Origin of the sequence: Nocardia cyriacigeorgica (assembly GCF_010858045.1) — a bacterium.
GTDB classification, from domain to species: Bacteria; Actinomycetota; Actinomycetes; order Mycobacteriales; family Mycobacteriaceae; genus Nocardia; species Nocardia cyriacigeorgica_E.
Genome location: NZ_JAAGVC010000030.1, coordinates 1 through 24,303 on the forward strand (window position 1 = coordinate 1; position 24,303 = coordinate 24,303).

At 70.3% G+C, this 24,303-nt stretch carries 22 protein-coding genes and 1 pseudogene; 10 read left to right on the plus strand and 13 right to left on the minus strand.

The annotated features are described in order from the left end of the window. Positions 1 to 116: 116 nt before the first annotated feature. A pseudogene (locus GV790_RS21310) lies at positions 117 to 1,934 on the plus strand (thioester reductase domain-containing protein); the annotation flags it as partial. A 32-nt stretch (positions 1,935 to 1,966) separates the two neighbouring features. Here GV790_RS21310 and GV790_RS21315 read toward each other — a convergent pair. Together GV790_RS21315 and GV790_RS21320 are read right to left on the minus strand one after the other, a co-directional pair. After that, positions 1,967 to 2,887: an NADP-dependent oxidoreductase gene (locus GV790_RS21315; RefSeq protein ID WP_163815314.1), complete on the minus strand. Its 921-nt coding sequence runs from the start codon at positions 2,885 to 2,887 to the stop codon at positions 1,967 to 1,969. Positions 2,888 to 2,993: 106 nt separating this feature from the next. Next, a complete protein-coding gene (locus GV790_RS21320) occupies positions 2,994 to 6,230 on the minus strand; it encodes a BTAD domain-containing putative transcriptional regulator (RefSeq protein ID WP_256673444.1) in 3,237 nt (1,078 codons plus the stop codon). Positions 6,231 to 6,366: 136 nt separating this feature from the next. On the opposite strand from GV790_RS21320, the gene GV790_RS21325 reads away from it, so the two are divergent. Both GV790_RS21325 and GV790_RS21330 read left to right on the plus strand, forming a co-directional pair. Further along, a complete protein-coding gene (locus GV790_RS21325; protein WP_163815317.1) occupies positions 6,367 to 6,810 on the plus strand; it encodes a DUF4267 domain-containing protein in 444 nt (147 codons plus the stop codon). 57 nt (positions 6,811 to 6,867) lie between these two features. Continuing rightward, positions 6,868 to 7,527 carry a hemerythrin domain-containing protein gene (locus GV790_RS21330; protein ID WP_163815319.1) on the plus strand — a complete coding sequence of 220 codons (660 nt, stop codon included), beginning with the start codon at positions 6,868 to 6,870 and terminating at the stop codon, positions 7,525 to 7,527. Positions 7,528 to 7,613: 86 nt separating this feature from the next. Here GV790_RS21330 and GV790_RS21335 read toward each other — a convergent pair whose 3' ends face one another. From GV790_RS21335 to GV790_RS21350, 4 genes are all read right to left on the minus strand, one after another. Beyond that, positions 7,614 to 7,895, minus strand: coding sequence for a hypothetical protein (locus tag GV790_RS21335; protein WP_175585966.1), 282 nt, complete (start codon positions 7,893 to 7,895; stop codon positions 7,614 to 7,616). 97 nt (positions 7,896 to 7,992) lie between these two features. Then, entirely contained in the window at positions 7,993 to 8,859 is an 867-nt protein-coding gene (locus GV790_RS21340; RefSeq protein ID WP_163815321.1) for a DMT family transporter, read from the minus strand. 188 nt (positions 8,860 to 9,047) lie between these two features. Further along, positions 9,048 to 10,778 (minus strand): FAD-dependent oxidoreductase, encoded by a 1,731-nt coding sequence (locus GV790_RS21345; RefSeq protein WP_163815323.1) that lies wholly within the window; start codon positions 10,776 to 10,778, stop codon positions 9,048 to 9,050. 112 nt (positions 10,779 to 10,890) lie between these two features. After that, a complete protein-coding gene (locus tag GV790_RS21350; RefSeq protein WP_163815325.1) occupies positions 10,891 to 11,322 on the minus strand; it encodes a nuclear transport factor 2 family protein in 432 nt (143 codons plus the stop codon). A 93-nt stretch (positions 11,323 to 11,415) separates the two neighbouring features. Here GV790_RS21350 and GV790_RS21355 point away from each other — a divergent pair, with 93 nt between their 5' ends. Then, positions 11,416 to 11,925: a MarR family winged helix-turn-helix transcriptional regulator gene (locus tag GV790_RS21355; RefSeq protein ID WP_163815327.1), complete on the plus strand. Its 510-nt coding sequence runs from the start codon at positions 11,416 to 11,418 to the stop codon at positions 11,923 to 11,925. A gap of 30 nt (positions 11,926 to 11,955) precedes the next feature. On the opposite strand, the gene GV790_RS21360 is transcribed toward GV790_RS21355, so the two are convergent. Next, positions 11,956 to 12,357 carry a MerR family transcriptional regulator gene (locus GV790_RS21360; protein ID WP_163815439.1) on the minus strand — a complete coding sequence of 134 codons (402 nt, stop codon included), beginning with the start codon at positions 12,355 to 12,357 and terminating at the stop codon, positions 11,956 to 11,958. A gap of 28 nt (positions 12,358 to 12,385) precedes the next feature. Between GV790_RS21360 and GV790_RS21365 the strand changes: the two genes are divergently transcribed. After that, positions 12,386 to 13,081 carry a methyltransferase domain-containing protein gene (locus tag GV790_RS21365; protein WP_163815329.1) on the plus strand — a complete coding sequence of 232 codons (696 nt, stop codon included), beginning with the start codon at positions 12,386 to 12,388 and terminating at the stop codon, positions 13,079 to 13,081. Positions 13,082 to 13,261: 180 nt separating this feature from the next. On the opposite strand, the gene GV790_RS21370 is transcribed toward GV790_RS21365, so the two are convergent. Continuing rightward, positions 13,262 to 15,505, minus strand: coding sequence for a glycoside hydrolase family 3 C-terminal domain-containing protein (locus GV790_RS21370; RefSeq protein WP_163815331.1), 2,244 nt, complete (start codon positions 15,503 to 15,505; stop codon positions 13,262 to 13,264). 115 nt (positions 15,506 to 15,620) lie between these two features. Between GV790_RS21370 and GV790_RS21375 the strand changes: the two genes are divergently transcribed. Then, on the plus strand, positions 15,621 to 17,333 hold the full coding sequence (locus tag GV790_RS21375; RefSeq protein WP_163815333.1) for a cation:proton antiporter: 1,713 nt from the start codon (positions 15,621 to 15,623) through the stop codon (positions 17,331 to 17,333). Between the two features lie 58 nt (positions 17,334 to 17,391). Then, the gene (locus tag GV790_RS21380) at positions 17,392 to 18,054 is read left to right on the plus strand and encodes a GntR family transcriptional regulator (RefSeq protein WP_163815336.1); all 663 of its coding nucleotides are present in this window, start codon (positions 17,392 to 17,394) and stop codon (positions 18,052 to 18,054) included. Positions 18,055 to 18,075: 21 nt separating this feature from the next. Here GV790_RS21380 and GV790_RS21385 read toward each other — a convergent pair whose 3' ends face one another. Together GV790_RS21385 and GV790_RS21390 are read right to left on the minus strand one after the other, a co-directional pair. Next, positions 18,076 to 18,585, minus strand: coding sequence for a nucleoside deaminase (locus tag GV790_RS21385; RefSeq protein ID WP_163815338.1), 510 nt, complete (start codon positions 18,583 to 18,585; stop codon positions 18,076 to 18,078). Then, on the minus strand, positions 18,582 to 18,905 hold the full coding sequence (locus GV790_RS21390) for a hypothetical protein (protein ID WP_163815340.1): 324 nt from the start codon (positions 18,903 to 18,905) through the stop codon (positions 18,582 to 18,584). The genes GV790_RS21385 and GV790_RS21390 overlap by 4 nt, the downstream gene beginning before the upstream one ends. Before the next feature lie 80 nt (positions 18,906 to 18,985). Here GV790_RS21390 and GV790_RS21395 point away from each other — a divergent pair, with 80 nt between their 5' ends. From GV790_RS21395 to GV790_RS21405, 3 genes are all read left to right on the plus strand, one after another. Then, a complete protein-coding gene (locus GV790_RS21395) occupies positions 18,986 to 19,522 on the plus strand; it encodes an ankyrin repeat domain-containing protein (protein ID WP_280213697.1) in 537 nt (178 codons plus the stop codon). Positions 19,523 to 19,586: 64 nt separating this feature from the next. After that, positions 19,587 to 20,363 carry an SMI1/KNR4 family protein gene (locus tag GV790_RS21400; protein WP_163815342.1) on the plus strand — a complete coding sequence of 259 codons (777 nt, stop codon included), beginning with the start codon at positions 19,587 to 19,589 and terminating at the stop codon, positions 20,361 to 20,363. 209 nt (positions 20,364 to 20,572) lie between these two features. Then, a complete protein-coding gene (locus tag GV790_RS21405) occupies positions 20,573 to 20,944 on the plus strand; it encodes a hypothetical protein (protein WP_163815344.1) in 372 nt (123 codons plus the stop codon). Between the two features lie 146 nt (positions 20,945 to 21,090). Here the strand turns inward: GV790_RS21405 and GV790_RS21410 are convergent, their stop codons facing one another. The 3 genes from GV790_RS21410 to gdhA are packed head-to-tail and all read right to left on the minus strand — an operon-like array spanning position 21,091 to position 24,190. Continuing rightward, positions 21,091 to 21,885, minus strand: a complete 795-nt coding sequence (locus tag GV790_RS21410; RefSeq protein WP_163815346.1) for a DUF72 domain-containing protein — start codon at positions 21,883 to 21,885, stop codon at positions 21,091 to 21,093. 17 nt (positions 21,886 to 21,902) lie between these two features. Then, entirely contained in the window at positions 21,903 to 22,784 is an 882-nt protein-coding gene (locus GV790_RS21415; RefSeq protein ID WP_163815348.1) for an NAD-dependent protein deacetylase, read from the minus strand. A 56-nt stretch (positions 22,785 to 22,840) separates the two neighbouring features. Continuing rightward, positions 22,841 to 24,190, minus strand: a complete 1,350-nt coding sequence (gene gdhA / locus GV790_RS21420) for an NADP-specific glutamate dehydrogenase (protein WP_163815350.1) — start codon at positions 24,188 to 24,190, stop codon at positions 22,841 to 22,843. Positions 24,191 to 24,303 lie beyond the last annotated feature (113 nt).

Below are 24,303 nucleotides of genomic sequence, written 5' to 3' on the forward strand. Positions count from 1 at the left end.
CTGCCGCGTCGATCGCGGCCTCGGTCGGCACCACCACCGCGAGCAGATAGGCGCGCACGCTGCTGCCGTAGACGAAGATCTGCCGGATCAGCGGGCTGCCCGCGAACACCGGTGAGCTCACGGCGTCGATCGCCGCCTCGGTGCGTGCGGTGGCGGCCGAGGCCGGGCTGGAACCGTATGAGATTCCGCGCGAGTTCATCGTGGAGACCGAGCCGTTCACGATCGAGAACGGGCTGCTGTCGGGAATCGGTAAGCTGCTGCGCCCGGCGCTGGAGCGCCGGTATGGTCCGCGGCTCGAGCAGATGTACCGCGATCGCGCCGAGGGGCGTTCGGCGCAGCTGCGGGACCTGCACATCAGCGCGGGCGAGGTCGCCGTGGTGGACACGGTGCTGGGAGCCGCGCGCGCCGTGCTGGACTGCACGCCCGAACAGTCGAGCCCGCAGGCGGGTTTCGCCGACCTCGGCGGTGATTCGCTCTCGGCGCTGTCGCTGGCGAAGCTGCTGACCGAGATCTTCGGCGTCGAGGTGCCGGTCAGCGTGGTGACGAGCCCGGCGACCACGCTGGGCGATCTCGCCGAATACATCAGCACCGCAAGGGAATCCGGTGCGCAGGTGGTGTCGTTCGCGAGCGTGCACGGCGCCGGGGCCGAACAGGTGGCGGCCGCGGACCTGACGCTGGAGAAATTCATCGGCGCCGACACCGTGGCGGCGGCGCCAGGGCTACCGCTGGCTGCGACGACGTCGACGGTGTTGATCACCGGCGCCAACGGCTACCTCGGGCGGTGGCTGTGCCTGCTGTGGTTGCAGCGGATGGCGGCCGTCGGCGGGCGGGTGCTGTGTGTGGTGCGTGGCAAGGACGCCGACAGCGCGCGCCGCAGGCTCGACGCGGCGTTCGACTCCGGTGATCCCGAGTTGCTGCGCCGCTACCGGGAATCGGCCGATGCCCACCTCGAGGTGATCGCCGGCGATATCAGCGCGCCCCGGTTCGGGCTCGACGAACCGGCCTGGCAGGAGTTGGCGCGGCGCGTGGACCGTGTCGTGCACTGTGCGGCACTGGTGAACCATGTGTTGCCGTATGAGCAGTTGTTCGGCCCCAATGTGGTCGGTACGGCCGAGGTGATCCGGTTGGCGCTCACCCATCGGCTCAAGCCGGTGACCTATCTGTCGACGGTGGCGGTGGCCGCCGACGTCGATCGCACGGTGTTCACCGAGGGCGGCGATATCCGGGCCGGTAGCCCGGTGCGGCGCAACGGCGCCGGGTACGCCGCGGGGTACGGTAACAGCAAATGGGCGGGGGAAGTGCTGCTGCGCGAGGCGCACGATCTGTGCGGCCTGCCGGTGGCGGTGTTCCGCTCGGATATGGTGCTGGCCCATCCGCGCTTCCGTGGGCAGCTCAATGTGCCGGACATGTTCACCCGGCTGCTGATCGGGCTGGCCGCCACCGGACTCGCGCCCGCCTCGTTCTACCGCCGTGCCGGCGACGGTGCGCGGGCGCGGGCCCACTACGACGGGCTACCAGCGGATTTCACCGCCGAAGCGATCACCGTGCTCGGCGCCGCCGTCGACGCGGGCCATCACAGCTTCCATGTGGTGAACCCGCACGATGACGGGATCTCGCTCGATACGGTGGTCGACTGGCTGATCGAGGCCGGTGTCGCGATCGAACGCGTCGACGACTACGCCGAGTGGGTGACCCGTTTCGAGGCGGCGCTGCGTGGGCTGCCGGAGCCGCAGCGCAGCGCCTCGGTGCTGCCGCTGCTGCACGCTTTCGCCCGGCCCGCGCCGGCGTTCGCGGGTTCGGCCATTCCGGCCGCCGAGTTCCGGGCCGCGGTGCGCGCCGCGCAACTCGGCCCGGACGCCGACATCCCGCACCTGAGTGCGGATCTGATCACCAAATACCTGGGCGACCTTCGATGGCACGGGCTGATCCCGTGAGGCATCGGTGTCCCCGGGGGCGGGCTGCTCGGTCAGGGCTGGAGCACGTAGCGTCCGCGCGTCCCGCCCTCGGCCATCGCCCGGTGGGCGTCGGCGGCTCGGGACAACGGCAGGACCGCATGCACTCGGGCGGGCAGGCGACCGGACTCGGCGAGGGCGAGTAGCTGCTCCAGTCGCGTGCGGTCGGACTGGGTCAGCAGCGCGTTCACCGTGATGCCGCGTTCGGGTGCGGGCGCGAGATTGGGCCGGACACCGACAAAGGCGCCGCCGTCGCGGACGGGGGTCAGGCCCCACGTCTGCTGTGAGCTGGTGTCGACGACCGCGTCCCAGCCCGGTGCGGCCTCGGTGACGAAGTCGGCGCCGAGACCGCGCACGAACGCCTCGTCGGCGGGGCGGGCCAGACCGGTCACCTTCCAGCCGCGCTCAGGGGCCAGCGCGGCCACATAGGCGCCGATCGCACCGGCCGCGCCGGTCACCAGCAGCCGGTTGCCGTCGGCGGGTGCGTCGCCGAGCAGGTCGACGATCCGCGCCGCACCCAACCCGTTGAGCGGCACTGTCGATGCCGCGACCAGGTCGAGCCCGTCGGGCACCACCGCCACCTCGGCGGCGGGCACGACGAGTTGTTCGGCATACGTGCCGAAGTCACGGTCGAATCCGAGGACCACGCCGGCGACCCGGGTGCCGGGCGTCAGGTCCACTCCTGGCCCGGCAGCGAGCACGGTGCCGGCGAAATCCCAGCCGAGACCGGTGTGGGCGGGTTGGTCGATCATGCCGAGTTCGTGGAAGAAGCCGCTGACGACGCCGAGGTCGGTGGGGTTGACCGGCGCCGCCGCGACCGCCACCCGTACTTCGCCTGGTCCGGGCTCGGTGACGGGTACGTCGATGATCTCGATCGAATCGGGTCCGCTCGGCGTGCGGACGACGGCGGCCCGGAAAGTTGCTGTGCTGCTCATGGGTGACTCCTCCATCAGTTCGGTTCTGATGGCTCGACAGTGGTCCCGGGGCTTTGGAAGGCGCTTGGAGCCGGCTTGGAACGCCGTGCCGGTGCCGGGGAGCGGATCAGCTCAGGTGCGCGTTCCACAATCCGGCGATGGCGTCGGCGCGGGCGAAGTGGGCGTCGGCTTCGGCGTCGCGGCCGAGGAATCGGGCGAGTTCGCCGAGGGTGTGGGCGACCGGACGCACGGCCAGCGACAGGCTTTCCGCGCCGGCCGGGGGACCGTCGCGGTGGGGGAGCAGGTCGGTGTAGATCTGCTCGGCGGCGGCGCGGTCGCCGACGGCGAGGATGGCCATGGCGCGCAGGCTGGTCAGGAAGGTGAAGAAGAAGTCGGGGCGGATCGGGGTCGGTGCGGTGCGGGTTCGGCGCGCTTGCTCGGTGTGGCCGGCGGCGTGCAGGGCGAGGGTGTGCAGATCGGCGACCATGGGGCCGAGTGCCGTGTGCAGGGCGCGGATGTCGTCGAGGTGGTCGCCGAGGGTGCCCGCGTTGAGCCAGGTCGCCGCGAGCGCCAGGCACAGGAAGCCGGTGGCGTGCACCGATCCGGCGCGTTCCAGGCGTTCGGTGGCGTCGATGTAGCAGTGTTCGGCGTCGGCGAACCGGCCCTCGATGAGCAGCAGTGAGGCCAGCGCGATCTCGGCGGCGCCGATCGCCTCCGGCATCCGGTAGGTGCGGGCCAGTTCGAGTGCCTGCCCGATCAGCTCGCGCATGGTGGCCGGGTCGTTGGCCCCGGCGGCGTTGGCGGCCAGGTTGAGCAGCCCGGTCACCCGGTAGACGGGCAGATCGTGCTCGATGCCGATCCGCACCAGCTCACGGGAGTACTCTTCCCGGCCCGAGTCGCGTGCCAGGACCAGTAGCGCCCCGGCGCGCAGGCGCGGTGAGGCGGCCAGTGCCAGCGCTTCCCGCCCGGCCGCCATGACGGTCGGGTCTGCTTCGCCGACCAGTTCGTGGGTATAGGCGATGAGCAGGTGGGCGCGCACCTCTGCGGCGAGGTCGGTGCGGTCGAGCAGTCGGCGGAGGCGGTCGACGATGGGATGGTCGACCGTACCGTAGGTGCGGGCAAGCCAGGGGGTGGGTTCGGTCCAGGCGGTGAACGCCGCGATCATCAGGTCGTCGCGGCCAAGGGATTCGGCGTAGGTGACGGCGTGTTCGCGGGTCTGTCTGGCCGCGGCGACGTCTCCGGCTCTGACCTGGGCGCGCAGCAGCCTGCCGCACAGGTCGATGCGTTCGTCCGGGTCGCTGGAGTTGGCGACGGCGTCGGTGAGCAGTGTGGCCGCCACGTCGTGGGCGTAGCGGGCCTCGGCCAGTTCGGCGGCGCGCACGCAGTAGCCGACGGCCTTCGGTGAGCCGGCGCGCGCATAGTGGTGGGCGAGGGCGGCGATATCGCCGGTGCCTTCCAGAGCGGCGGCGATCCTGGCGTGCATCCTGGTGATGCGCAGTCGGCTGACGTCGGTGACCAGTGTGTCCCTGACCAATGCGTGGACGAATCGGACCCGCCCTGGCCCGGGCTCGTCGAGCAGCCCGGCGATGACGCCGGCGTCCAGTGCGTCCAGCACGCCGTCCTCGTCGGTGTCGGCGGCCTGCACCAGCACGTCCACCGAACTTTCCCGGCCCGCGACCGCGGCGAGCCGCAGCACAGCAACACTGCTTTCGGGGAGCCGGGCCAGGCGGCGCCGCAGGACGTCGCGGACACCGTCGGGCACCTCCGACAACGCGATCAAGGCGCCCTCGCCGTTGAGCAGCCGCGCACTCTCCCGCACATAGAACGGGTTGCCGCCGGTGCGTTCGGCGATTCCGGTCACGGTCGCTTCATCGGCCCGGCATTCGGCGCGCACGAGCTGGGCGACGGCGGCGCGGTCGAGTCCGGCGAGATCGAGCCGCAGCGGCGCGGTGCGGGCCAGGGCGGCCAGCGTCGCGGTGAGGTGCTCGCTCTCGTCGGCGCGGTAGGCGGCGACGACGAAGATCGGGGCGCGCGTGTCGAGGCAGCCGCCGAGTAGTTCCAGCGTGGCGGCGTCGGCCCAGTGCACATCGTCGACGACGATGGCGACCGGACGCTCGGCGGCGGCCGCGGTGAGAAAGGCCCACACGGCCTGCCGCAGCCGGAACCGCCCGGCGGCCGCGTCACCGGTGACCGCTGCCGCATCCGACAGCAGCGGCGCGAGGTCGTCGGCGAACTCGCCGGCCGGTACGGTCGCGGCCACTGTGCGCAGGACCTCGACCCACGCCCAGGCCGGCGGGGCGCTGTCGAGATCGGGGCAGCGTCCGGTGGCCACCAGCCACCCGTGGTGTTCGAGTCGGGCGGTGAGGTGTTCGAGCAGTGTCGATTTGCCGAGCCCGGCTTCTCCGGTGACGAGCGCGACGCGCCCTCGGGATTCGATCGCATCGGTCGCGGCCGCCAGTAGTGCGGCGAGTTCGTCGTCGCGTCCGACGAACGTCCCCGCGTCGGGTGTGCCCGGATCGGTGCCGGTTCGAATGCTGTTGTCCGGCACGGTGTTCGCGTGGGGTGCGTCGTTTCGGGGTGGTGGGCCGGCCTCGCGGAGGATGTCGGTGCGCTGGGTGAGGATCGCCTCTTCCAGCGCGAGCAGATCCGGTCCGGGGTCAAGGCCGAGTTCGTCGGCGAAGGTGGCGCGGGCGCGGCGGAGCGCGGCGAGCGCATCGGCCTGGCGGCCGCTGCTCCACAGGGCGAGCGCGTGCAGTCGCCAGCCCTCCTCGCGCAAAGGATGGTCGCGGGTGAGGATTTCGGCGTCGGGCGCCACCGTCGCGGGAAGATCGAGACGCAGGCGCGCCGCGAGGTGCAGTTCCCGGGCCACCAGGTGCAGCTCGCCGAGGCGGCCGGTCTCGGTGACAGCCCATGGTTCGTCGGCGAACTCGGCGAACGCGGGTCCCCGCCACAGGGCCAGTGCCTCGTCCAGCCTGGCGCGGACCGCGCCGGGGTCGGTGCGCGTGCGGGCCTGGTCGAGCAGTTCTTCGAAACGCCAGGCGTCGACCGCCGACTGCGGCAGGCGCAAGGCGTAGCCGGGTGCGGCGCTCACCAGCAGGCGGGCCGGAGTGCGTGGCGGGCGGCCGGGTTCGAGCAGACGGCGCAGGTTGGAGATGTAGGCCTGCAGCGACGCCAGCGCGCGGGCGGGCGCCTCGCCGCGCCACAGGTCCTCGACCATGCGGTCGACCGGCACGACGTGGCCGCGCGCGGCGACGAGCAGGGCGAGCACGCCACGTTGGCGCGGTCCGCCGAGGGGAATGGGTTCGCCGTCGGCTTCGGCCGCGAACGACCCCAATACCCGGATGAAGACCATGACCTGGCACATCGTACGCACCACCGCTGTGACCGGTGTTCCAAGTCGGTTCCAGGTGACCTCCAAACCCGCGCACGCAGTCTCGGAGCAGACCGAACACGGTCCCATCGGACGGAAACGATCCGCCGACCAACCGAGGAGAACCATCATGACGAAGTATCGCTTGACCACCGTGCTGGCCGTGATCTGCGCGGCCGCGCCCCTGTACTTCGGGCTGAGCTTCCTGCTCGCTCCCGGCAGTGCCCCCGCCGGTTTCGGTATCGAGCCGTGGCCGACCGGCAACGCCGACGGCTATTTCGTCGTCAAGGGTGTGCGCGACCTCGCCATCGCGGCCGTCACCTTCCTGCTGCTCGGCCTCGGCCTGCGGCGCGTTCTCGGCTGGGTGGTGCTGATCCACGCCGCGATCCCGGTCGGTGACGCGCTCGCGGTGGTGTCGCACGGCGGCAGCGTGTCGACGGCGCTGATCGTGCACGGCTCGGCGGTGGTCGTCGTCGCGCTGACGGCGGTCCTGCTGCTGACCGAGCGGACGCGACCGGCAGGCACCGATCCGGTGGCGCGCGGCCGTGTCGCACGTTCCCTCGTCGGCGCCTAGCGCCGCAGGCGCATCGAACCGCAAGCGAACACCACCGATGTTGAAAGGCAGGAACAGATGAGCGTCGACACCCAGGACATGAAGATCGTGCACCGCGCGTTCCGGCGCGAGTCGCGGTTGCTGATGGAGCTCGTGGCGGCGGTTGCCCCTGGTGACACCGCGCGCGCAGCGGTGATCGCCGGCCATTTCCGCGACTATCGGCTGGGACTGAAGAACCATCATGAGGGCGAGGACGAGCTGCTGTGGCCGCCGCTGCTGTCCCGCGTCGATCTGGGCGCCGATGTCATCCTGCGGATGCAGCGACAGCATGAGCGCGTCGAAGCCACCTTGGCGAGCCTGGACAGCGCGGTCCCGGCGTGGGAGGCAACGGCCGGTGCCGATGAACGCGACGCGCTGGTCGCGGTCCTGGCCGATCACCGGGCGGTCTTGGTCGAGCACCTCGACGACGAAGAGACCATGCTGCTTCCGCTCGCGGCCGACCACATCACCGACAAGGAATGGGCGTCGCTGGGTGAGCATTTGGTGGCCAACACACCGAAACCGACTCTGCTCACGCTGTTCGGTCTCGTCCTCGAGGACGCCGACCCGGCCGAACGTGCGCTGCTGCTGGGTGTGCTGCCGGCACCGGTGCGCGTCATCTGGTACGTGATCGGCCGTCCTCGCTACGTCCGCCACATCCGGCGCGTCCGCGGGTTCGCTCGGACTGCGGTGCGATGACCGCGGCGCGACCACCGGCAACGACGGGTTGCCGGTGGTCGTTCGTCGCCACCCAGACCGGGAGGTGTGGCGAACGCCGGGGTGTCTCAGTCGAAGCGGCCCAGGGGTTGGGTCGAGTACCGGAACGCGCCACCGAACAGTCGCGACACCGCGAAGTCCACGTACTCGACCGTGACACCACGAGCCTGCACGTCGCGGCCGACGCGCTCGAAATTCGGGTCGGTGATATAGGTTTCGGCGTCGATGGCCAGACCGTTGGTGGCCATCCCGGACTCGCCGACGAAAACGTGGTTGCCGTGGACGAGGACGTCGCCACCTTCGAGGAACGGGCCGGCCTCACCGTCGAGCTCCGGTGCCGGGATCGACACATACCGACCACCATGCAGAGCGCGTCGATCGACAAAGATCGGCAACCGACCGGCAATTGTCGCTGTCCACGGACGGCCATCATGCCCGGCGGCGCGATCATCCGGCGTGCTCGGCGGGCACGGCCTCGGCCTGGGCGCGAGAAAGCTGCACGGCCGCAACACACATCACCACCACCGACGCCAGCACCACCACGACGCCAACGGTCCCGGTGTTCAGTGTTTCGTCGAGGACAGTCAGGCCCAGGAACATCGCCGCGAGCGGCTCGGCCACGGTGAACGCCGGCAGCGACGCCGAGAGCGCACCGATCTGATACGCGCGCTGTTGCAGATACAACCCCAGCAGGCCCGCCCCGACCATCGTGTACGGCTCCCAGCTGCGCAACACGGTGGCGATGCCGTCGCCGAACAGTTCGACCACATGCTGGGTCACCGCCGCCGACACACCGAACAACAGCCCCGCCGCCGCCCCCAGCAGCAGCGCCCGCACCGCGGTGGCCCGCACCGCGACCGCGGCCGCCACCGCCGCGGCGACGAGCCCGAGCACCAGCATCAGCGGGCCGAACCAGTGTGACCACGGCGCGTCCCGCACCCCCGGCGACGGATCACCCACCACCAGGAAACACGCCAGCGCGACCGACAGGGCGATCGCCTGTGCCCAGGCCGTCCGCGTCACCGGTCGGTCGTTGTAGCGTGCGGCCAGCGGTAGCGCGAAGATCAACGACGTCACCAGGATCGGCTGCACGACCAGCACCGACCCCAACGCCAGCGCCACGATCTGGAAGACGAACGCGCCGCCGTCCCCGACGATCCCCGCCCACCAGCGAGGACTGCGCGCCAACCCGGCCAGGAAAGCCGCACCCTCGGGCACCTCGGCCGCGGCCCGCTGCTGCGCGACCGCGGCCACCGCGAACCCGAGCGCGGCGAGGAAGGCACACACCACCGCGGCGACCGGGACATTGCTCACCCGCACCAGTGTGCCGCGCCGGGCGTCGGGTCGGCGGGATCGACGCGGTACCGACGGCTGAGCGTTCACGGGCAGCGTCCTCGCGCGGCCCGTTCAGGAGGGGCCGCGCCGACGCGATCCGACGCGACCGGCTCGGTGACCGACGCGACGACGTTGTCGCGAACCGGTCGAGATCGCGTGGTGTGCGGTCAGTTGTCGTGTTCGACCAGCGGCTGGCCGCCGGAGATCTCGACGATCGGCAACCGCAAAGCGGCAGGGGCGGTGGCCGGCACCACCGGAGCGGCCGGTGCGATGGGCGCCAGCCGCCGATACGGTGCGCCTAGTTCGGGCCGTAGATCCGGCTCACCCTTGTTGGGCCACAGGGCGATCGCGCGTTCGGCTTGGGCGGTGATGGTCAGCGACGGGTTGACCCCGAGGTTGGCCGAGATGGTCGAGCCGTCGATGACGTGCAGGCCGGGATGGCCGTAGAGGCGGTGGTACGGGTCGACGACGCCGCTGGCGGGGGAGTCGCCGATGGCGCAGCCGCCGATGAAATGGCCGGTCGCCGGGATGTTGACGATGCTGCTCGTGGCGCCGGTGGGGAAGCCGTCGATCTTGTCGGCGACGCGTTCGGCGACCTCGTGGCCGATCGGGATCCAGGTGGGATTGGGTTCGCCTTCGCCCTGTTTGGTCGTCATCTTGCGGCCGAACACGCCGCGGGTGGTGTAGGTGGTGATGGAGTTGTCCACCGACTGCATCACCAGCAGCCCGATCATCTGCTCGGACCAGCGGTGCGGATTGTGCATGTGCAGCAGGTCGCGGCGATTGCGCCGCAGCTGATGCAGGTACTGACGCCAGCGCGGGCGCACGCCGTCGTCGCCGACCATCGCGGTGGTGATCAGCGCCAGCGCATTACTACCTTTGCCGTAGCGCACCGGCTCGATATGGGTGTGCTCGTCGGGATGGATCGAGGAGGTGATCGCGACGCCCTTGGTGAAATCGGCGTCGCGGCGGCGGCTGCGCACCGACAGCAGCTCCTCGGAATTGGTGCGCGACAGATAGCCGAGCCGCGGCGAGATGTTGGGCAGCGAGCCGCGATCCCGCAGCCGGTGCAGCAGTTTCTGCGTGCCGAGCGCGGCCGCGGAGAACACCACCTGTTCGGCGGTGAACACGCGCGCTCCCGCGCGAGCCCAGCGGCCGGTGCGGCGGGTGTGCACCTCGTAGCCGCCGCCGGGGCGGGGCCGCACATCCACCACCGTGGTCAGCGGATGCACGCGCGCACCCGCCCGCTCGGCCAGATACAGGTAGTTCTTGACCAGGGTGTTCTTGGCGTTGTGGCGGCATCCGGTCATGCATTCGCCGCAGTGGGTGCAGGTGCGCCGCGCGGGGCCGACACCACCGAAGAACGGGTCGGGCACCTCCTGGCCGGGCCGTGCCCCGGCGCCGCCGAACAGCACACCCACCGGGGTCTGGCGGTAGGTGTCGCCGACGCCGAGTTCGTCGGCGACTTCACGCAGGATCCGGTCACTGGGGGTGGTGGCCGGGTTGGTGGTGACGCCGAGCATGCGCTTGGCCTGGTCGTAGTGCGGTGCCAGTTCGGCGCGCCAATCGGTGATACCGGCCCACTGCTTATCGGCGTAGAACGCCGCAGGCGGCTCGTAGAGGGTGTTGGCGTACACCAGCGAGCCGCCGCCGACACCGGCGCCGCTCATGATGAAGGTGTTCTTCAGCAACGTCAGCCGCTGGATGCCGAAGCAGCCCAGCCGTGGCGCCCACAGGAATTGCCGTGCCTGCCACGACGTCGCGGCGAATTCGTCGTCGGCGAAGCGGCGCCCGGCCTCGAGCACGCCGACCCGGTAGCCCTTCTCGGTCAGCCGGAGCGCGGACACGCTGCCGCCGAATCCCGAACCGATCACCAGCACGTCGTAGTCGAACGCCATCTGCCTGTGTCCTCCATCACCGTTGACCTGTTGTTCGAGCGTAGAGCGGTGCGCGACGCCGACAGCAACGACTGGCGGCCACAAAATCGAGATATTCGGCCAGTCGGGCGGGTTACAGGGTGCGTGGCAGCGCGTCGGTCAGCGCGACCGGGGTGATGTCGAGTGCGTCGAAGCGCCAGCCCGCCGAGGTGCGGCGAGCTCGGTAGCGGCCGATACCGGCCGCGACGGCCGCGGTGCTGTCGTCGATGACGAAGACGGCCACGTCGTGCGCGCGCACAGTCGCGGTGTCGCCGTCGATCTCGATGACGAGGTTGGACTTGTTGTGCAGGGTGCGCGTGTAGGTGTCGTGCCCTGCGCGGGCGAGAGCTTCGAGGGCGTCGATGCCCTTGGCTTGCCCGCGAATGGAGCGCACCACGACGTCGTCGGTGAAGATGCGGTCGGTGTCGGCCAAGCCCTCGTCGATCCAGAGGCTGTGGCGGGCAACGAGATCGGCCAGCTCGGCGCGGTCGGCGAGGGTACGGATCAGGGATTCGGTGGGGGTCATGGGAACTCCTGCAATCTGTTCGGGGCACTAACGTTAGTGCCACAAATGAATGTAGGTCGTTAGTGGCACTAACGCAAGGGGTAGGCTCGGTGCATGGACACCGATGAGGAGATGCGCTTCGACCGCGGCGAGTCCACTCCGGCGCGGCTGAAAAAGCAGCTTTCACGCCTGACCTCGATGACGGCGGCCCAGATGACGCGCCTGTCGCGCGAGGCGCTACGGGCCACGGGGGCGCGCAAGGATCACTTCGTGGTGCTGGCCGCGCTCGCCGAATTCGGGCCGGCGAGCCAGGCGACGCTGTCGGAGCGAACCACCGTCTACAAGAGTGACCTCGTCTCGGTACTCAACGACCTCGAAGAGGGCCGATGGGTGCGCCGCACCCCGGACCCGGCCGATAAACGCCGCAACGTCATCACCATCACCGCAGCCGGCGAACAACGCCTCGCCGAACTCGACCGCGTCCTAGACACGGTCAACGAACAGATCATGACCCCACTCGATCACGAGGAACGCGCACAGCTGTTCGCGCTGCTGGGGCGAGTCAACGCCCACCTCGCCGCAACCGCACGCACAGCCGATGCCCTGGGCGGGCACATCACCTAGCGGGGCCCTCCCGCGCGGCGACCATGCCGATCATCGGCCTCGGGCCGACTCGGCTGCGAGGTGGGCCCGGTAGTTCGGGCAGGTCGTGATGTCCTCGTGCGAGCAGTTCATGCCGGCTTCGAGCAGATCCAGCGCCGAACGCAGTGCCGCCATCCTGGCCTGCAGCGCACGGTGGTTGCGCTGCAGCACGTCCTTGCGGGCGGCCGGGTCCGCGGCGGCGAGGAACGCCCGGATGTCCTCGAGCGGCAGGCCGGCCCGCTTCGCGATCATGATCGACGCCACCCGGACGAGGTCGTCGTCGGTGTAGCGGCGGCGGTCGCCGGCGACGCGGGCCGGATGCAGCAGGCCGACCGACTCCCAGTGCCGCAGAACGTGTGTCGGCAGGCCGAAGCGGTCGGCGACCTGGCCGATCGTCAGCACACTTGACTTCATGTCGACATTAAGTCGAATTATGGCGGGCATGTCCACTCTTCTTGATGTCCTCGACGCCATCGATGCGCAGCCGATGTCTGTGGAACTGCGCGCACGTTCCTACGCATTGCTCGGCGATCTCACCGGCCGGACCGTGGTCGACGTCGGCTGCGGCGGTGGCCGCGCGGTCGCCGAACTGGCCGAGCGTGGGTGCCACGCCGTCGGGATCGATACCGACCCCGAGATGATCGCCGTGGCCCGGGAGCGCTGGCCGGCCGGGGAGTTCCACGTCGGCGATGCCTGCGAACTGCCGTTGGCCACCGGGTCGGTGGCCGGCTACCGCGCGGACAAGGTGTTGCACACGGTCGACGACCCGGTGCGCGCCGTCGCCGAGGCACACCGGGTGCTCGCTCCGGGCGGGCGGGCCGTGCTGCTCGGCCAGGACTGGGACACGGTGGTCATCGACTCGGACCAGCCGGAGACCACCCGGCGGCTGGTCCACGCGAAGGCGGACTCGCTGCCGTCGCCGCGCATCGCCCGCCGCTACCGCAACCTGCTGCTCGACGCCGGTTTCAGTGACCCGGTCGTCGAGGTGCGCACCAGCGTGTTCACCGACGACACCGCACTCGCCCTGGTGCGCCGCATCACCGATGAGCAGAGCTGGCTCGCCGAGCAAGCCGAGCGCGCCCGCACGAACCGGATCTTCGTCGCGGTGCCGATGTTCGTCGTCGCGGCGCGGAGATAGCGACCTGCTGACTGCGCCGGCCCCGAGACCGCGGCGGTGACCGTCGAAGCCGGCCACTTTCTCCCGGCGGCGTGCGCGGCGGTCACAGAGCCCCTCGTGCAGCTCGGCTCTGGCCGGGGTCGCGGAACGGCGCGACGGCTCACGGTCGGCTGTGGCCGGGGTCGCGGGAACGGCGACGGCTCACGGTCGGCTGTGGCCGTCGGTGGCCGACAGCAGGGCGTCGAGGTCGGCGGGGGACATGCCGAAGCCGGTGAGCCGGTCCAGCGGGATGGAGGCGAGCATGCGCATCATGTCGACGCCGAGGGCTTGACCGTCACCGTCACCGCCGCCGGTCATCGCCGCGAACATCTGTGACAGCACCGCTGCCGCGGCCGGGTTCGCCAGCACCTCGCCGAGGGTGGACTGCCGGGTGATCGGCAGGCGCAGCTCGTCGCCGGGCACCTCGACGTCGGCGGTGGCGCGGATATCGCGGCTGGACGCACCGGCCATCACCCGGTAGGTGCCGCCCTCCACCACCCACGCCTCGGTGCGGGTCTCCCAGTAGGCCAGAGCCTCGCGCTCGATCGGAATCGAGACCCGCTGGCTCGCACCGGGTTCCAGCTCATCGGTGACCGCATGGCCCCCGAGCTCGCGCGGCGGACGGGTGACCGCCGATTCGGGCAGCGCGGTGTAGATCTGCACGACCTCACGGCCGCGCCGGTCACCGGTATTGGTGATGGTGACCTCCACGGTGAGCCCGCTCGCGCTCGACTCGACCGCCAGGTCCGAGTAGGTGAAGCTGGTGTAGGACAGGCCGTGTCCGAACGGGAAACTCACCGCCATCTCGCGCGCGTCATACCAGCGGTAGCCGACGAAAATACCTTCGCCGTACCGGATGTGGGAGTTCTCGCCGGGGAAGTTCAGATACGCGGGCACATCCTGAAGCCGCCGCGGCACCGTCTCGGTGAGCCGGCCCGAGGGATTGACCCGCCCGAACAGCACATCCGCCAGCGCGCCGCCCGCGGCCTGACCGAGCAGCGCGCCGTCGACGATGGCCGGCGCGAGCTCGACCACCGGCGCCAACCGCAGCACCCCACCGTGGGAGAGCACCACCACGGTCTTCGGCTGAACCGCCACGACCTCGGCCAGCAGGGCGAGCTGGTCGGCGGGCAGCTCGATGTCCTCGCGGTCGAAGCCCTCCGATTCCTGGCCCGCGCCCAACCCGAGAAACACCACCGCCACCTCGGCCGCACGCGCCGCGGCGACGGCCTCCGCCACCAGCACCGGATCGGGTGTGCTGGTGTCGGTGCGGAATCCACGCGCATACCGCACCTGCCCGGGCTCGGCCGCGGCAGCGATCTCCTCGAGCGGCACATCCACACGGGTCGGATTCACATGCGAACTGCCGCCACCCTGGTAGCGCGGGGTCTGCGCGAACTCGCCGATCACCGCCAGCGACTGCCCGGCACGCAACGGCAGCAGCTCACCGTCATTGCGCAACAACACCACACAACGTGCGGCGACCTCACGAGCCAGCCGATGATGTGCGTCCGGATCCGGCGCCGCCGGGGCAGCAGCCCGCCCGGCGAGCACCTTCGCCGCCAACTCGGCCACTTTCTGCGCGGCCCGATCGACCGCGGCAACCTCGAGCGCACCGGATTCGACCGCTGCCACCACCTGCGCGTCCGGGTCGCCGCCACCGCCGGGCATCTGCAGATCCAGGCCCGCGGCGACGGAGGCGACCCGGTCCGACACCGCACCCCAGTCGCTGACAACCAGCCCGTCGAAACCCCAGGTATCGCGCAGCACGTCGGTGAGCAGCCACCGGTTCTGCGCGGCGTAGACGCCGTTGATCCGGTTGTAGGAACACATCACCGTCCACGGCTGCGCGGTGCGCACGATATGGGCGAAGGCTCGCAGATAGATCTCCCGCAATGGCCGTGCGTCCACATCCGAGCTCGATCGCATCCGATCGTGTTCGGCATTGTTGACCGCGAAATGTTTGAGCGAGGCGCCCACCCCCTGGCTCTGCACACCCCGCACCCACGCCGCACCCAGCACACCGGTGAGCAGCGGGTCCTCGGAGTAGTACTCGAACACCCGCCCGCAGCGCGGATCCCGTTTGATGTTGATCCCCGGCCCCAGCAGCACATCCACCCCGAGGGCGCGCGCCTCCCGGCCCAGCGCTTCGCCGACCCGGCGCACCAGAGCCACATCCCAGCTCTGCCCGAGCCCGACCGCTGGCGGGAAACAGGTGGCGGGCCTGCTCGCGGCCAGCCCCAGATGGTCGGTGGCGCCGGTCTGTCTGCGCACCCCGTGCGGGCCGTCGGTCAGCAGCATCGACGGCACCGGGCCCACCGCCTTGGTGGTCCAGAAATCCGCGCCGCTGCCGAGGGCGGCCTTCTCGGCCAAGGACAGTTCGCTGATATCCGTAGTTGCCGTCATCGTCAGCTCCGATCGGTCGCCGCGGTCAGGGAAACGCTGCACCGCCATCGAATCACGGCCGCCGCCCGCGTCGTACGGTGCTACCGGGACACGCCGTCAGCGCTGAGGAGGGTTCGTGGAGATCACCCTGGTCGTGGTCGTCGGCATCATCGCCATCGTGGTGGTCGCGGCGTTCTCCGACACGCTCGGCGTGGCCGCGCCGCTGAGTCTGGCGGTGGTCGGTATCGCGCTCAGTTTCGTGCCGGGCATTCCGCATCCGCAGGTCGAACCCGAGCTCATCTTGTCCGGTGTGCTGCCGCCGCTGCTGTATTCGGCGGCGGTGAACATGCCTGCGGTCGATTTCCGGCGCAACCTCAAACCCATCACCGGCCTTGCGGTGCTGCTGGTCGTGGTCACCACCCTCGGCACGGGCTGGTTGTTTCATCAGCTGCTGCCCGATATCGGCTGGCCGGCGGCGTTCGCGCTCGGCGCGGTGATCAGCCCGACCGATCCGATCGCGGCGACCTCGGTGGGCCGACGGCTCGGGTTGCCGTCGCGGTTGCTGACGATGCTGGAGGGGGAGGGGCTGGTCAACGACGCGACCGCACTGGTGCTGCTGCGCTCGGCGGTGGCCGCGCTGGCGGCGACGGTGTCGCTGTGGCAGGTGCTCGGCGATTTCGTCCTCGCGGTCGTGGTCGCGGTGATCGCCGGACTGCTGGTCGGTTGGCTCGGGGTGCGGGCGCGGGCCATGCTCGACGATCCGGTGGCCACCACGGCGGTGTCGTTCGTGATCCCGTTCCTGGCCTATCTGCCGGCCGAGGAATTCCATGGCTCGGGCGTGCTCGCCGTCGTCGTCGCCGGGTTGGTCAGCGGGCACCTGAGCCCACGCCGTCTCAGCGCCCAGGACCGCCTCGTCGACGCCACCAACTGGCGCACCGTCGCCTTCCTGCTGGAAAGTGCGATCTTTCTGCTCATGGGCCTGAGCCTGTCCGGCCTGATCGACGATGTGCGCGGCGAACAGCTCAGCGCCGCGCAAGCTTTCGGGATCGGGCTGCTGGCCGCGCTGGTGGTAATGGTGATCCGCGCGGTGTTCATCATGCCGCTGGTGGCCTTTCTCCGGCTGGACCAGCGCCGCGCCGCCGAAGTCAAACCGCGCCTCGAGCAGATCAGCGCGCGCATCGCCGACACCGGCCTGCCGCCGGAGAGCAAACGCCTGCAGATGATGCTGCGCCGCTTCGGCAAGGTCTCGGCCACGGTCGACTTCCGGCTCACCGAAACCGTCGGTGCCCGCGGCGGAGCGGTCCTGGCCTGGTCCGGGATGCGTGGCGCGGTCACGGTCGCGGCGGCGCAAACCCTGCCCGCGCAGACCCCGATGCGGTCGGAGCTGGTGCTGATCGCGTTCGTCGTCGCGATCACCACGCTGCTGGTGCAGGGGCTGAGCCTGCCCGCGGTGATCCGCCTCGTCCGCGTACCCGGCGACGATCCGGTGCGGTTGCGCGACGACTTCGCCGAGTTGCGGACGCTGCTGTCCGAGGCCGCCGAACACGTCCTCGACACTCCCGGTCTCGCCGACGACGACGGCAACCCGTTCCCGGATGCCCTGGTGGGAATGGTTCGCGACGACACCGTCCGGAAGGGCTCGGCCGCGCAGGCGGATCTGCCTGCCGACGGTCCCGACCCGCGCGAACAGTACCGGCAGCTGCGGCTGCGGGTACTGGGTGCACAGCGGACGGCGCTGCTGCGCGCCCGTGACGGCGAACGTTTCGGCGCCAAGGCGCTGGCCCGGTGCCAGTACATGCTCGACTTCGACGAAGCCCGCCTGCAGCAGCTGGGACGTCCCGGGCGTTGACCCACCCCCGACGCAGGTGGGATACCAAATCTGGGCGAGGGGATGCGAGAATGCGGTGATGAGTGCGTCGGCTGGGTTCGCCTCCGAATCCGAACGGGTCACCCGGATCCTGCGGGATCAGATCCTCGACGGTGTGCGGGCACCAGGATCCAAGTTGGTCGAACGCGAACTCGCGGCCGAACTCGGTGTCTCCCGGCTGCCCGTGCGGGAAGCACTCAAAGCGCTGGTGACAGAGGGATTGGTGACAGCGCGCCCGCGCAGCTGGGCCGTGGTGCGCCAGTTCAGCGCCACCGATATCGCCGACCTGATCGAAGTGCGCTCGGCGTTAGAAGTGCTGGCCTTCCGGCTCGCCGCGCAACGCGCCACCCGCGCCGGGCTCGACGAACTGCGCCGCGATCTCGACGCCGAATGGGATGCCGCCCGCGCCGGTGATGCCGTCACCGCGCGCCGGGCGGCCGCCGATTTCCACGAAACCGTCATCCGGCTCACGGGCAACGAACTGCTCGGCGAACTGCAGGCCGGGCTGCGCAGCCGGATGCGCTGGCTACTGGGCCGCCACGACGATCTGACCACCGTGGCCCGCGAACACCAGCAGCTCTTCGATGCCATCGCCAACCGTGATCTGGCCCGCGTCGAGGCATTGGCCGCCGCCCACATCGACACCAGCCGCGCCCTCGCCGCGCAACGCGACGCCGCCGACATCCACGACGGCGCGGACTGACACCGGCCCGCGCGATCGCGGTCAACCGCGCAGCCGTGCGGCCATGTGCTGGTGCAGCTCCTTGATCTCGGCTTCGAGGCTGGGTTCCGGCCCCGCGACCGGCACCGTCGGCGCGACGGCGGTGATGGGGAGCGCGGCCACCGGCCCGGGTGGCAGACCCCATTCGCGCTGCCAGCGGCCGAGCTGTTCGGAGCCGACCGCGTACACGATGCGACCGAGACCGGCCCAGGCGTGCGCGGCACTGCACATCGGGCAGTGTTCGCCGGAGGTGTAGACGACGGCGCTCGCGCGCTGTTCGGGCGGCAGGTGGATCCCGGCCCAGCGGGCGATCTCGAACTCCGGATGCTGGGTCGGTTCCCCGGTGACGATGCGGTTGCGGGCTTCGAACCGGATCGAGCCCTCGGCGTCGACCAGGATCGACCCGAACGGCTCGTCACCGTCCTGGAGCGCGGTACGGGCCAGGTCGACGCATCGGCGCAGATGCTGCCGGTCCTGATCGGTGATCTGGTAGCCCTCGCCTGATTCGCTCATATCCCCACGATACCAACTCTGGTATACCAACAAGTCGCCTCCTTGGTGTCGGCAACCACAGTCCCGGTCTTCAGCTGGACAAACTCCCGCACCGAGTCGATCATCTTTGGTATACCAAAAGCTGAGGAGTCGGCGATGACCCGCAACCATTCGAGCAGACGACGTTCGCTGCCGGCGAGCGTCACCCTCGCCGCGTCGGCGGCGATCCTGACGGCTACCGTGGCGTGCACCGCTGACCCGGCGCCCACGCAGACCTCGGTCTCGACTCCCGTGCCCGCATCCGCCGGCGCACCGGCCTCGATCGAACCGAACCCGGGCACCGGCCCCGGCGACCCCGCCGCACGACCCGGCCCTCGACGACGATCTGTTCGCCGCGGCCGCCGCCGATGCCGCGACCCGAGTGCGCGAGCTGCTGGCCCGCGGCGCCGATATCGAAGCCCGCGGACCACACGAGCGCACGCCCCTGATCGAGGCCACCAAGAACCGTGCCACCGACGCCGCCCGCGCACTCATCGAGGCCGGGGCCGACGTGAACGCCGTGGACGCCCTGCAGGATTCGGCCTTCCTGTATGCCGGCGCCGAAGGACTCGACTCCATCCTCGACCTCACCCTCGCTCATGGCGCCGACCTGACCAGCGTCAACCGCTACGGCGGCACCGCGCTCATCCCGGCCGCCGAACACGGTTCGGTCACCACCGTGCGCAGGCTCATCGAGGCCGGCGTGGCGGTGAACCACGTCAACACCCCGGGCTGGACCGCGCTACAGGAAGCGATCGTCTACGGCGACGGCAGCAGCCGCTACCAGCAGGTCGTCACCGATCTGCTCGCCGCGGGCGCCGATCCGAACATCCGGGACAGCGACGGCAACACCGCCCTCGACAACGCGCTCGCGCGCGGACAGGCCGAGATCGCCGCGCTGCTCCGCGCCGACAGCTGACAACTCACAGCCCGGAGGCAGGCGCGATGCGCGAATCACGCAGTGCGCCGGTAGTTTCGGTGTCATGCGTCCGCTGCTCACCCGACTGGACCGATGGCTCATGCTCAACCGCCCCGCCTATCGAGCCGGGTTGCGGCCCGGCGCGTCCGCGGACGCCATCGATGCCCTCGCCGCCCGGTTCGAGGGCCGGTTCCCGCCGCTGCTGCGTGAACTCCTCGGCTGGCACGACGGTGAAGGCGCCGACCATCGCGGCGCACTGCTGGGTACGTGGTCGCTGATGTCCACCGACAGTATCGAGTCCACCCTGGCAGATATGGCGTGGTTGGTCGACAACGACGACATGGCCGAGTGGTGGGGCCCGGACTGGATCCCGTTCCTGGACAACGGCTGGGGCGATTGCGTCTGCGTCGATCTCGCCGGCGCCTTCGATGGCGTTGCCGGCCAGATCGTCGAATTCAGCCACGACAGCGAATACCGCTCTATCACCCATCCCGGGCTGGAAGCCTGGCTGTTCACGATCGTGCGGGGATTCGAGGACGGCATCTTCGCACTCGACTGCCACGCCGGCGTCGACCGCTGGGATCCGGTCGACGACGCCGCCTATCGAGCGTTCATCAGCGAACACTATCCGGGTTACCCCGTCACCGTGCGCGTCGGCGACGACGAACCCGAACCCGAACTCGATTCGGGTCCGGCCTCGCACGTTCCACCGCTGCCCGCGCTCGACCTGGACCGCATACGCGGAAATCTGCGTGCCGCCGGGCTCGGCGACGTCGTGGTCGACACCGCCTTCGACCTACTGCCGCGCACCGATACCGGACGCCGGCCGCCATCGAGCTGAGCACGCTCGTCGCCGCCGACCGCGCACCACGGGTGCGGTTGCTCGCCGAGCGAGTAAAGCTGCCCGATCCGCGCGCTCACCGGCGTACCCGCTGCTGTCGTCGTGCGTCCGGGCGCCGCCGCCGACAGCAGGCCTGTCGCCCGACGAGACCGAGATCGCCCCGCACGGGTGAGCTGTTTGCCCGGCCGGTGTCCGGGCATCCGGCGCATATGGCTACAGAAACCGGACCAGGCGACACCTTGGGCCCCACCGAGAGCCTCGACTCCGACGAGGTGCGCAACGACGACGGTGACATCGTGGTCGACCCGCCCGAGGACTGGACCGGCGCCGACAAGTTCGGCATGACACCCGCCGAACAGCGCGCCGGCGAATCACTCGGACAACGGCTGGCCGAAGAAGAACCCGACCTGGGCGCCACCGAGCCGGGCGAACCCACCGCCGGGCGACCCGGCACCATCGACGAAGGCGACGACATCGACCAGCTGCCCGCCGACGACAGCGACGAAACCTTCGGCGAACACCGCGGACAAATCGACGGCGCCCCCGAGGACGGAGAGTCGTTCTTCCCGACCGAAGACTGACGACCCGCTGCACGCCCGACCGGGGGACGGTGCAGCCCGGCCGGGCGTCGGCGGCACCGGGACGCGACATCGGCTGCAGCTGTCGGTCGGCTGTGTCTGCGCGCGTTCAGCCCGGTCGGCCGACCACCCCGGTTGAAGCGTTGCGGTCACGCCCCGCCGACGGCAGGTGGTGCGGTCGCGGGCCGGATATCCGGTGTGCGGGTGACCTCGGCGCCCAGCGCGGCCGCCGAGCGCGCGAAAACGGTTGCGTCGTAGATCGCCGCACCGCCCGGGTCGTTGTTGAAATACACCTCCACCTCAGCCGCCCGCGGCCAGGTCTCGGTGAGGCGGCGCGCCCACTCGGCCAGGGTGCCGGGGTGATAGCGCGGCCAGGGCTCGGCGGTGCCGTGGTGCAGGCGCAGATAGCCCCAATCGGTGGTGCGCCACAGCGGTGTGACCGCCTGCTCGCCCGCATCCGCCCAGCACAGCGCCGCGCCCTGACGTTCGAGGACCTGCCTGGTCTCCTCGGTCCACCAGGACTCGTGGCGCGGTTCGACCGCCACCCGCGTGCGGTCCGGAAAACACCGCAGACACGCCTCCAGCAGCGCGGGATCGGCGCGCAAGGTCGGCGGCAGTTGCAGCAGGATCGGTCCGAGGCGCTCACCCAGGCTCGCGGCCCGGCCCATCAGCCGCGCCACCGGTTCCTCGGGCTCGCGCAGCCGTTTGATGTGGGTGAGGAACCGGCTGGCCTTGACCGCGATCCGGAACCCCGCCGGAGTGCGGGCCCGCCAGGAGGCGAAGGTCTCGGCGCTGGGCAGCCGGTAGAACGCATTGTTGAGCTCGACGGTGGCGAAGGACCGCGCGTACTGCTCGAGCCACAGCCGTTGCGGCACCCCCTGCGGATACAGCACCCCGCGCCAGTCGCGGTACTGCCACCCGGAGGTGCCCACCAACAACGTCATACCCGGGGCGTACCCGCTCACCGGCCGGTGACGCAGCCGCTCAGGCCACCGCGACCCGCGCTCGCGAGGTGGTCGGCCAGCGTGCTCAGCGTCGGCGAACATCCGGCATCGACGGTGTGGGTGGCCAGTTCGTCGCCGCGGGTGCGCCCACGATTGACGATGATCACCGGCGTCCCCGATTTCGCGGCGTGGCGCACGAACCGCAGCCCCGACATCACCGTCAGCGACGAACCGGCCACCAGCAGCACCTCGGCGTCGTCGACCACGTCATAGGCCGCGCGCACCCGCTGCTTGGGCACGTTCTCCCCGAAATAGACGATGTCGGGTTTGAGGATGCCGCCGCATCGCACACAATCCACCATGCGGAACGCGGCGGTATCGGCGATCACCGCGTCGGCGTCGGGCGCCACCTCCACACCGGTGGTGTCGGCGGCGTCGGCGAACCCCGGATTGGCGGCCTCGAGCCGATCCGCCAGCGACATCCGCGACACCAGATGATCACAGCTCAGGCAGCGCACCCGCGCATAGGTGCCGTGCAGGTCGATCACCCGGCGATGGCCGGCCTTGGTGTGCAGCAGGTCGACGTTCTGGGTGATCAACCCGCTCACCACACCGAGGCGTTCGAGCCGGGCCAGCGCGCGATGGCCGGGGTTGGGGCGCGCGGCGTCCATGCGCCGCCAGCCCACATGGTTGCGCGCCCAATACCGTTGCCGGAACGCGGCGTCGCCGATGAACTGCTGGAAGGTCATCGGGGTGCGGGGCGGGGAGCCGGGGCCGCGGTAGTCCGGGATCCCGCTGTCGGTGGACATCCCGGCCCCGGTCAGCACCGCGACCCGGCGCCCGGTGATCATCTGCGCGAGCCGCTCGATCTCGGCCCGCCCGGCGGTGTGATCGGGCATGCACCCAGGGTACGGACCCACCGCCGAGCCCTTGGCGCCCGCGGCCGAGACGGCGCTCAGATCACCCCGAGCGCCAGCATCGCATCGGCGACCTGGATGAAACCGCCGATATTCGCACCGGCCACATAGTTGCCCGGCATGCCGTATTCGTCGGCGGTGGCCAGGCAGCGGTCATGGATGCCGCGCATGATCTCGGCCAACCGCTGCTCGGTGTGTTCGAAACTCCAGGAATCGCGCGAGGCGTTCTGCTGCATCTCCAGCGCACTGGTGGCCACCCCGCCCGCGTTCGCGGCTTTCCCCGGCGCGAAGGTCACCCCGGCCGCGCCGAACAGTTTCACCGCCTCCGGCGTGCACGGCATATTGGCGCCCTCGGCGACGATATGGCAGCCGTTGGCGATGAGCTTGCCCGCGGCGACACCGTCGAGTTCGTTCTGGGTGGCGCACGGCAACGCGATATCGCAGGGCACCTCCCACAGCGAGCCGCCGGCCACGAAACGCGCCGCACCCGGCCTGGCCTCGGCGTAATCGGCGATCCTGGCCCGGCGTACCTCCTTGATCTCCTTGAGCAACTCCAAGTCGATGCCGTGCTCGTCGACGACATAGCCACTCGAATCCGAGCACGCCACCACGATGCCGCCCAGTTCGTGGATCTTCTCGATGGCATAGATCGCGACATTGCCCGAACCCGACACCACCACCCGCTGCCCCTCCAGCGAACGGCCGGCCGCGGCCAGGATCTCGTTGACGAAGAACACCGCGCCGTACCCGGTGGCTTCCCGCCGGACCTGGGATCCGCCCCAGGTCAAGCCTTTTCCGGTGAGCACACCGGACTCGTAGCGGTTGGTGATGCGCTTGTATTGACCGAACAGGTAACCGATTTCGCGACCACCAACGCCGGTGTCGCCGGCGGGGACGTCGGTGTGCTCACCGAGGTGGCGGTACAGCTCGGTCATGAACGCCTGACAGAACCGCATCACCTCGCCCTCGGAACGGCCCTTCGGGTCGAAATCCGAACCGCCCTTTCCGCCGCCGATGGGCAGCCCCGTCAGCGAGTTCTTGAAGATCTGCTCGAAGCCGAGGAACTTCACGATCCCCAGATACACCGACGGATGAAACCGCAACCCGCCCTTGTAGGGGCCGAGCGCGGAGTTGAACTCGACCCGGAACCCGCGGTTGATCTGTACCGCGCCGGAATCGTCGACCCACGGCACCCGGAAGATGATCTGGCGTTCGGGTTCACACAGCCGGCGGATCACCGCGGCGTCGGCATAGTGCGGATGCTTGGCGACCACGGGGCCGAGGCTGTCGAGTACCTCGTGCACAGCCTGATGGAACTCGGTTTCGCCGGGGTTGCGGCGCAACACCTCGTCGTAGATGTCGCTCAGCTTCGCGTCCAGGACAGCCACCCGCGGACTCCTTGTCGTCGTCGTTGCCTGCTCGGCCGGACCCTCCGGTCACCGCCGGATACGACCGGCCGAACCTCACACGCTAACCGCACCGGCGGTGAGGCCCGGACCAC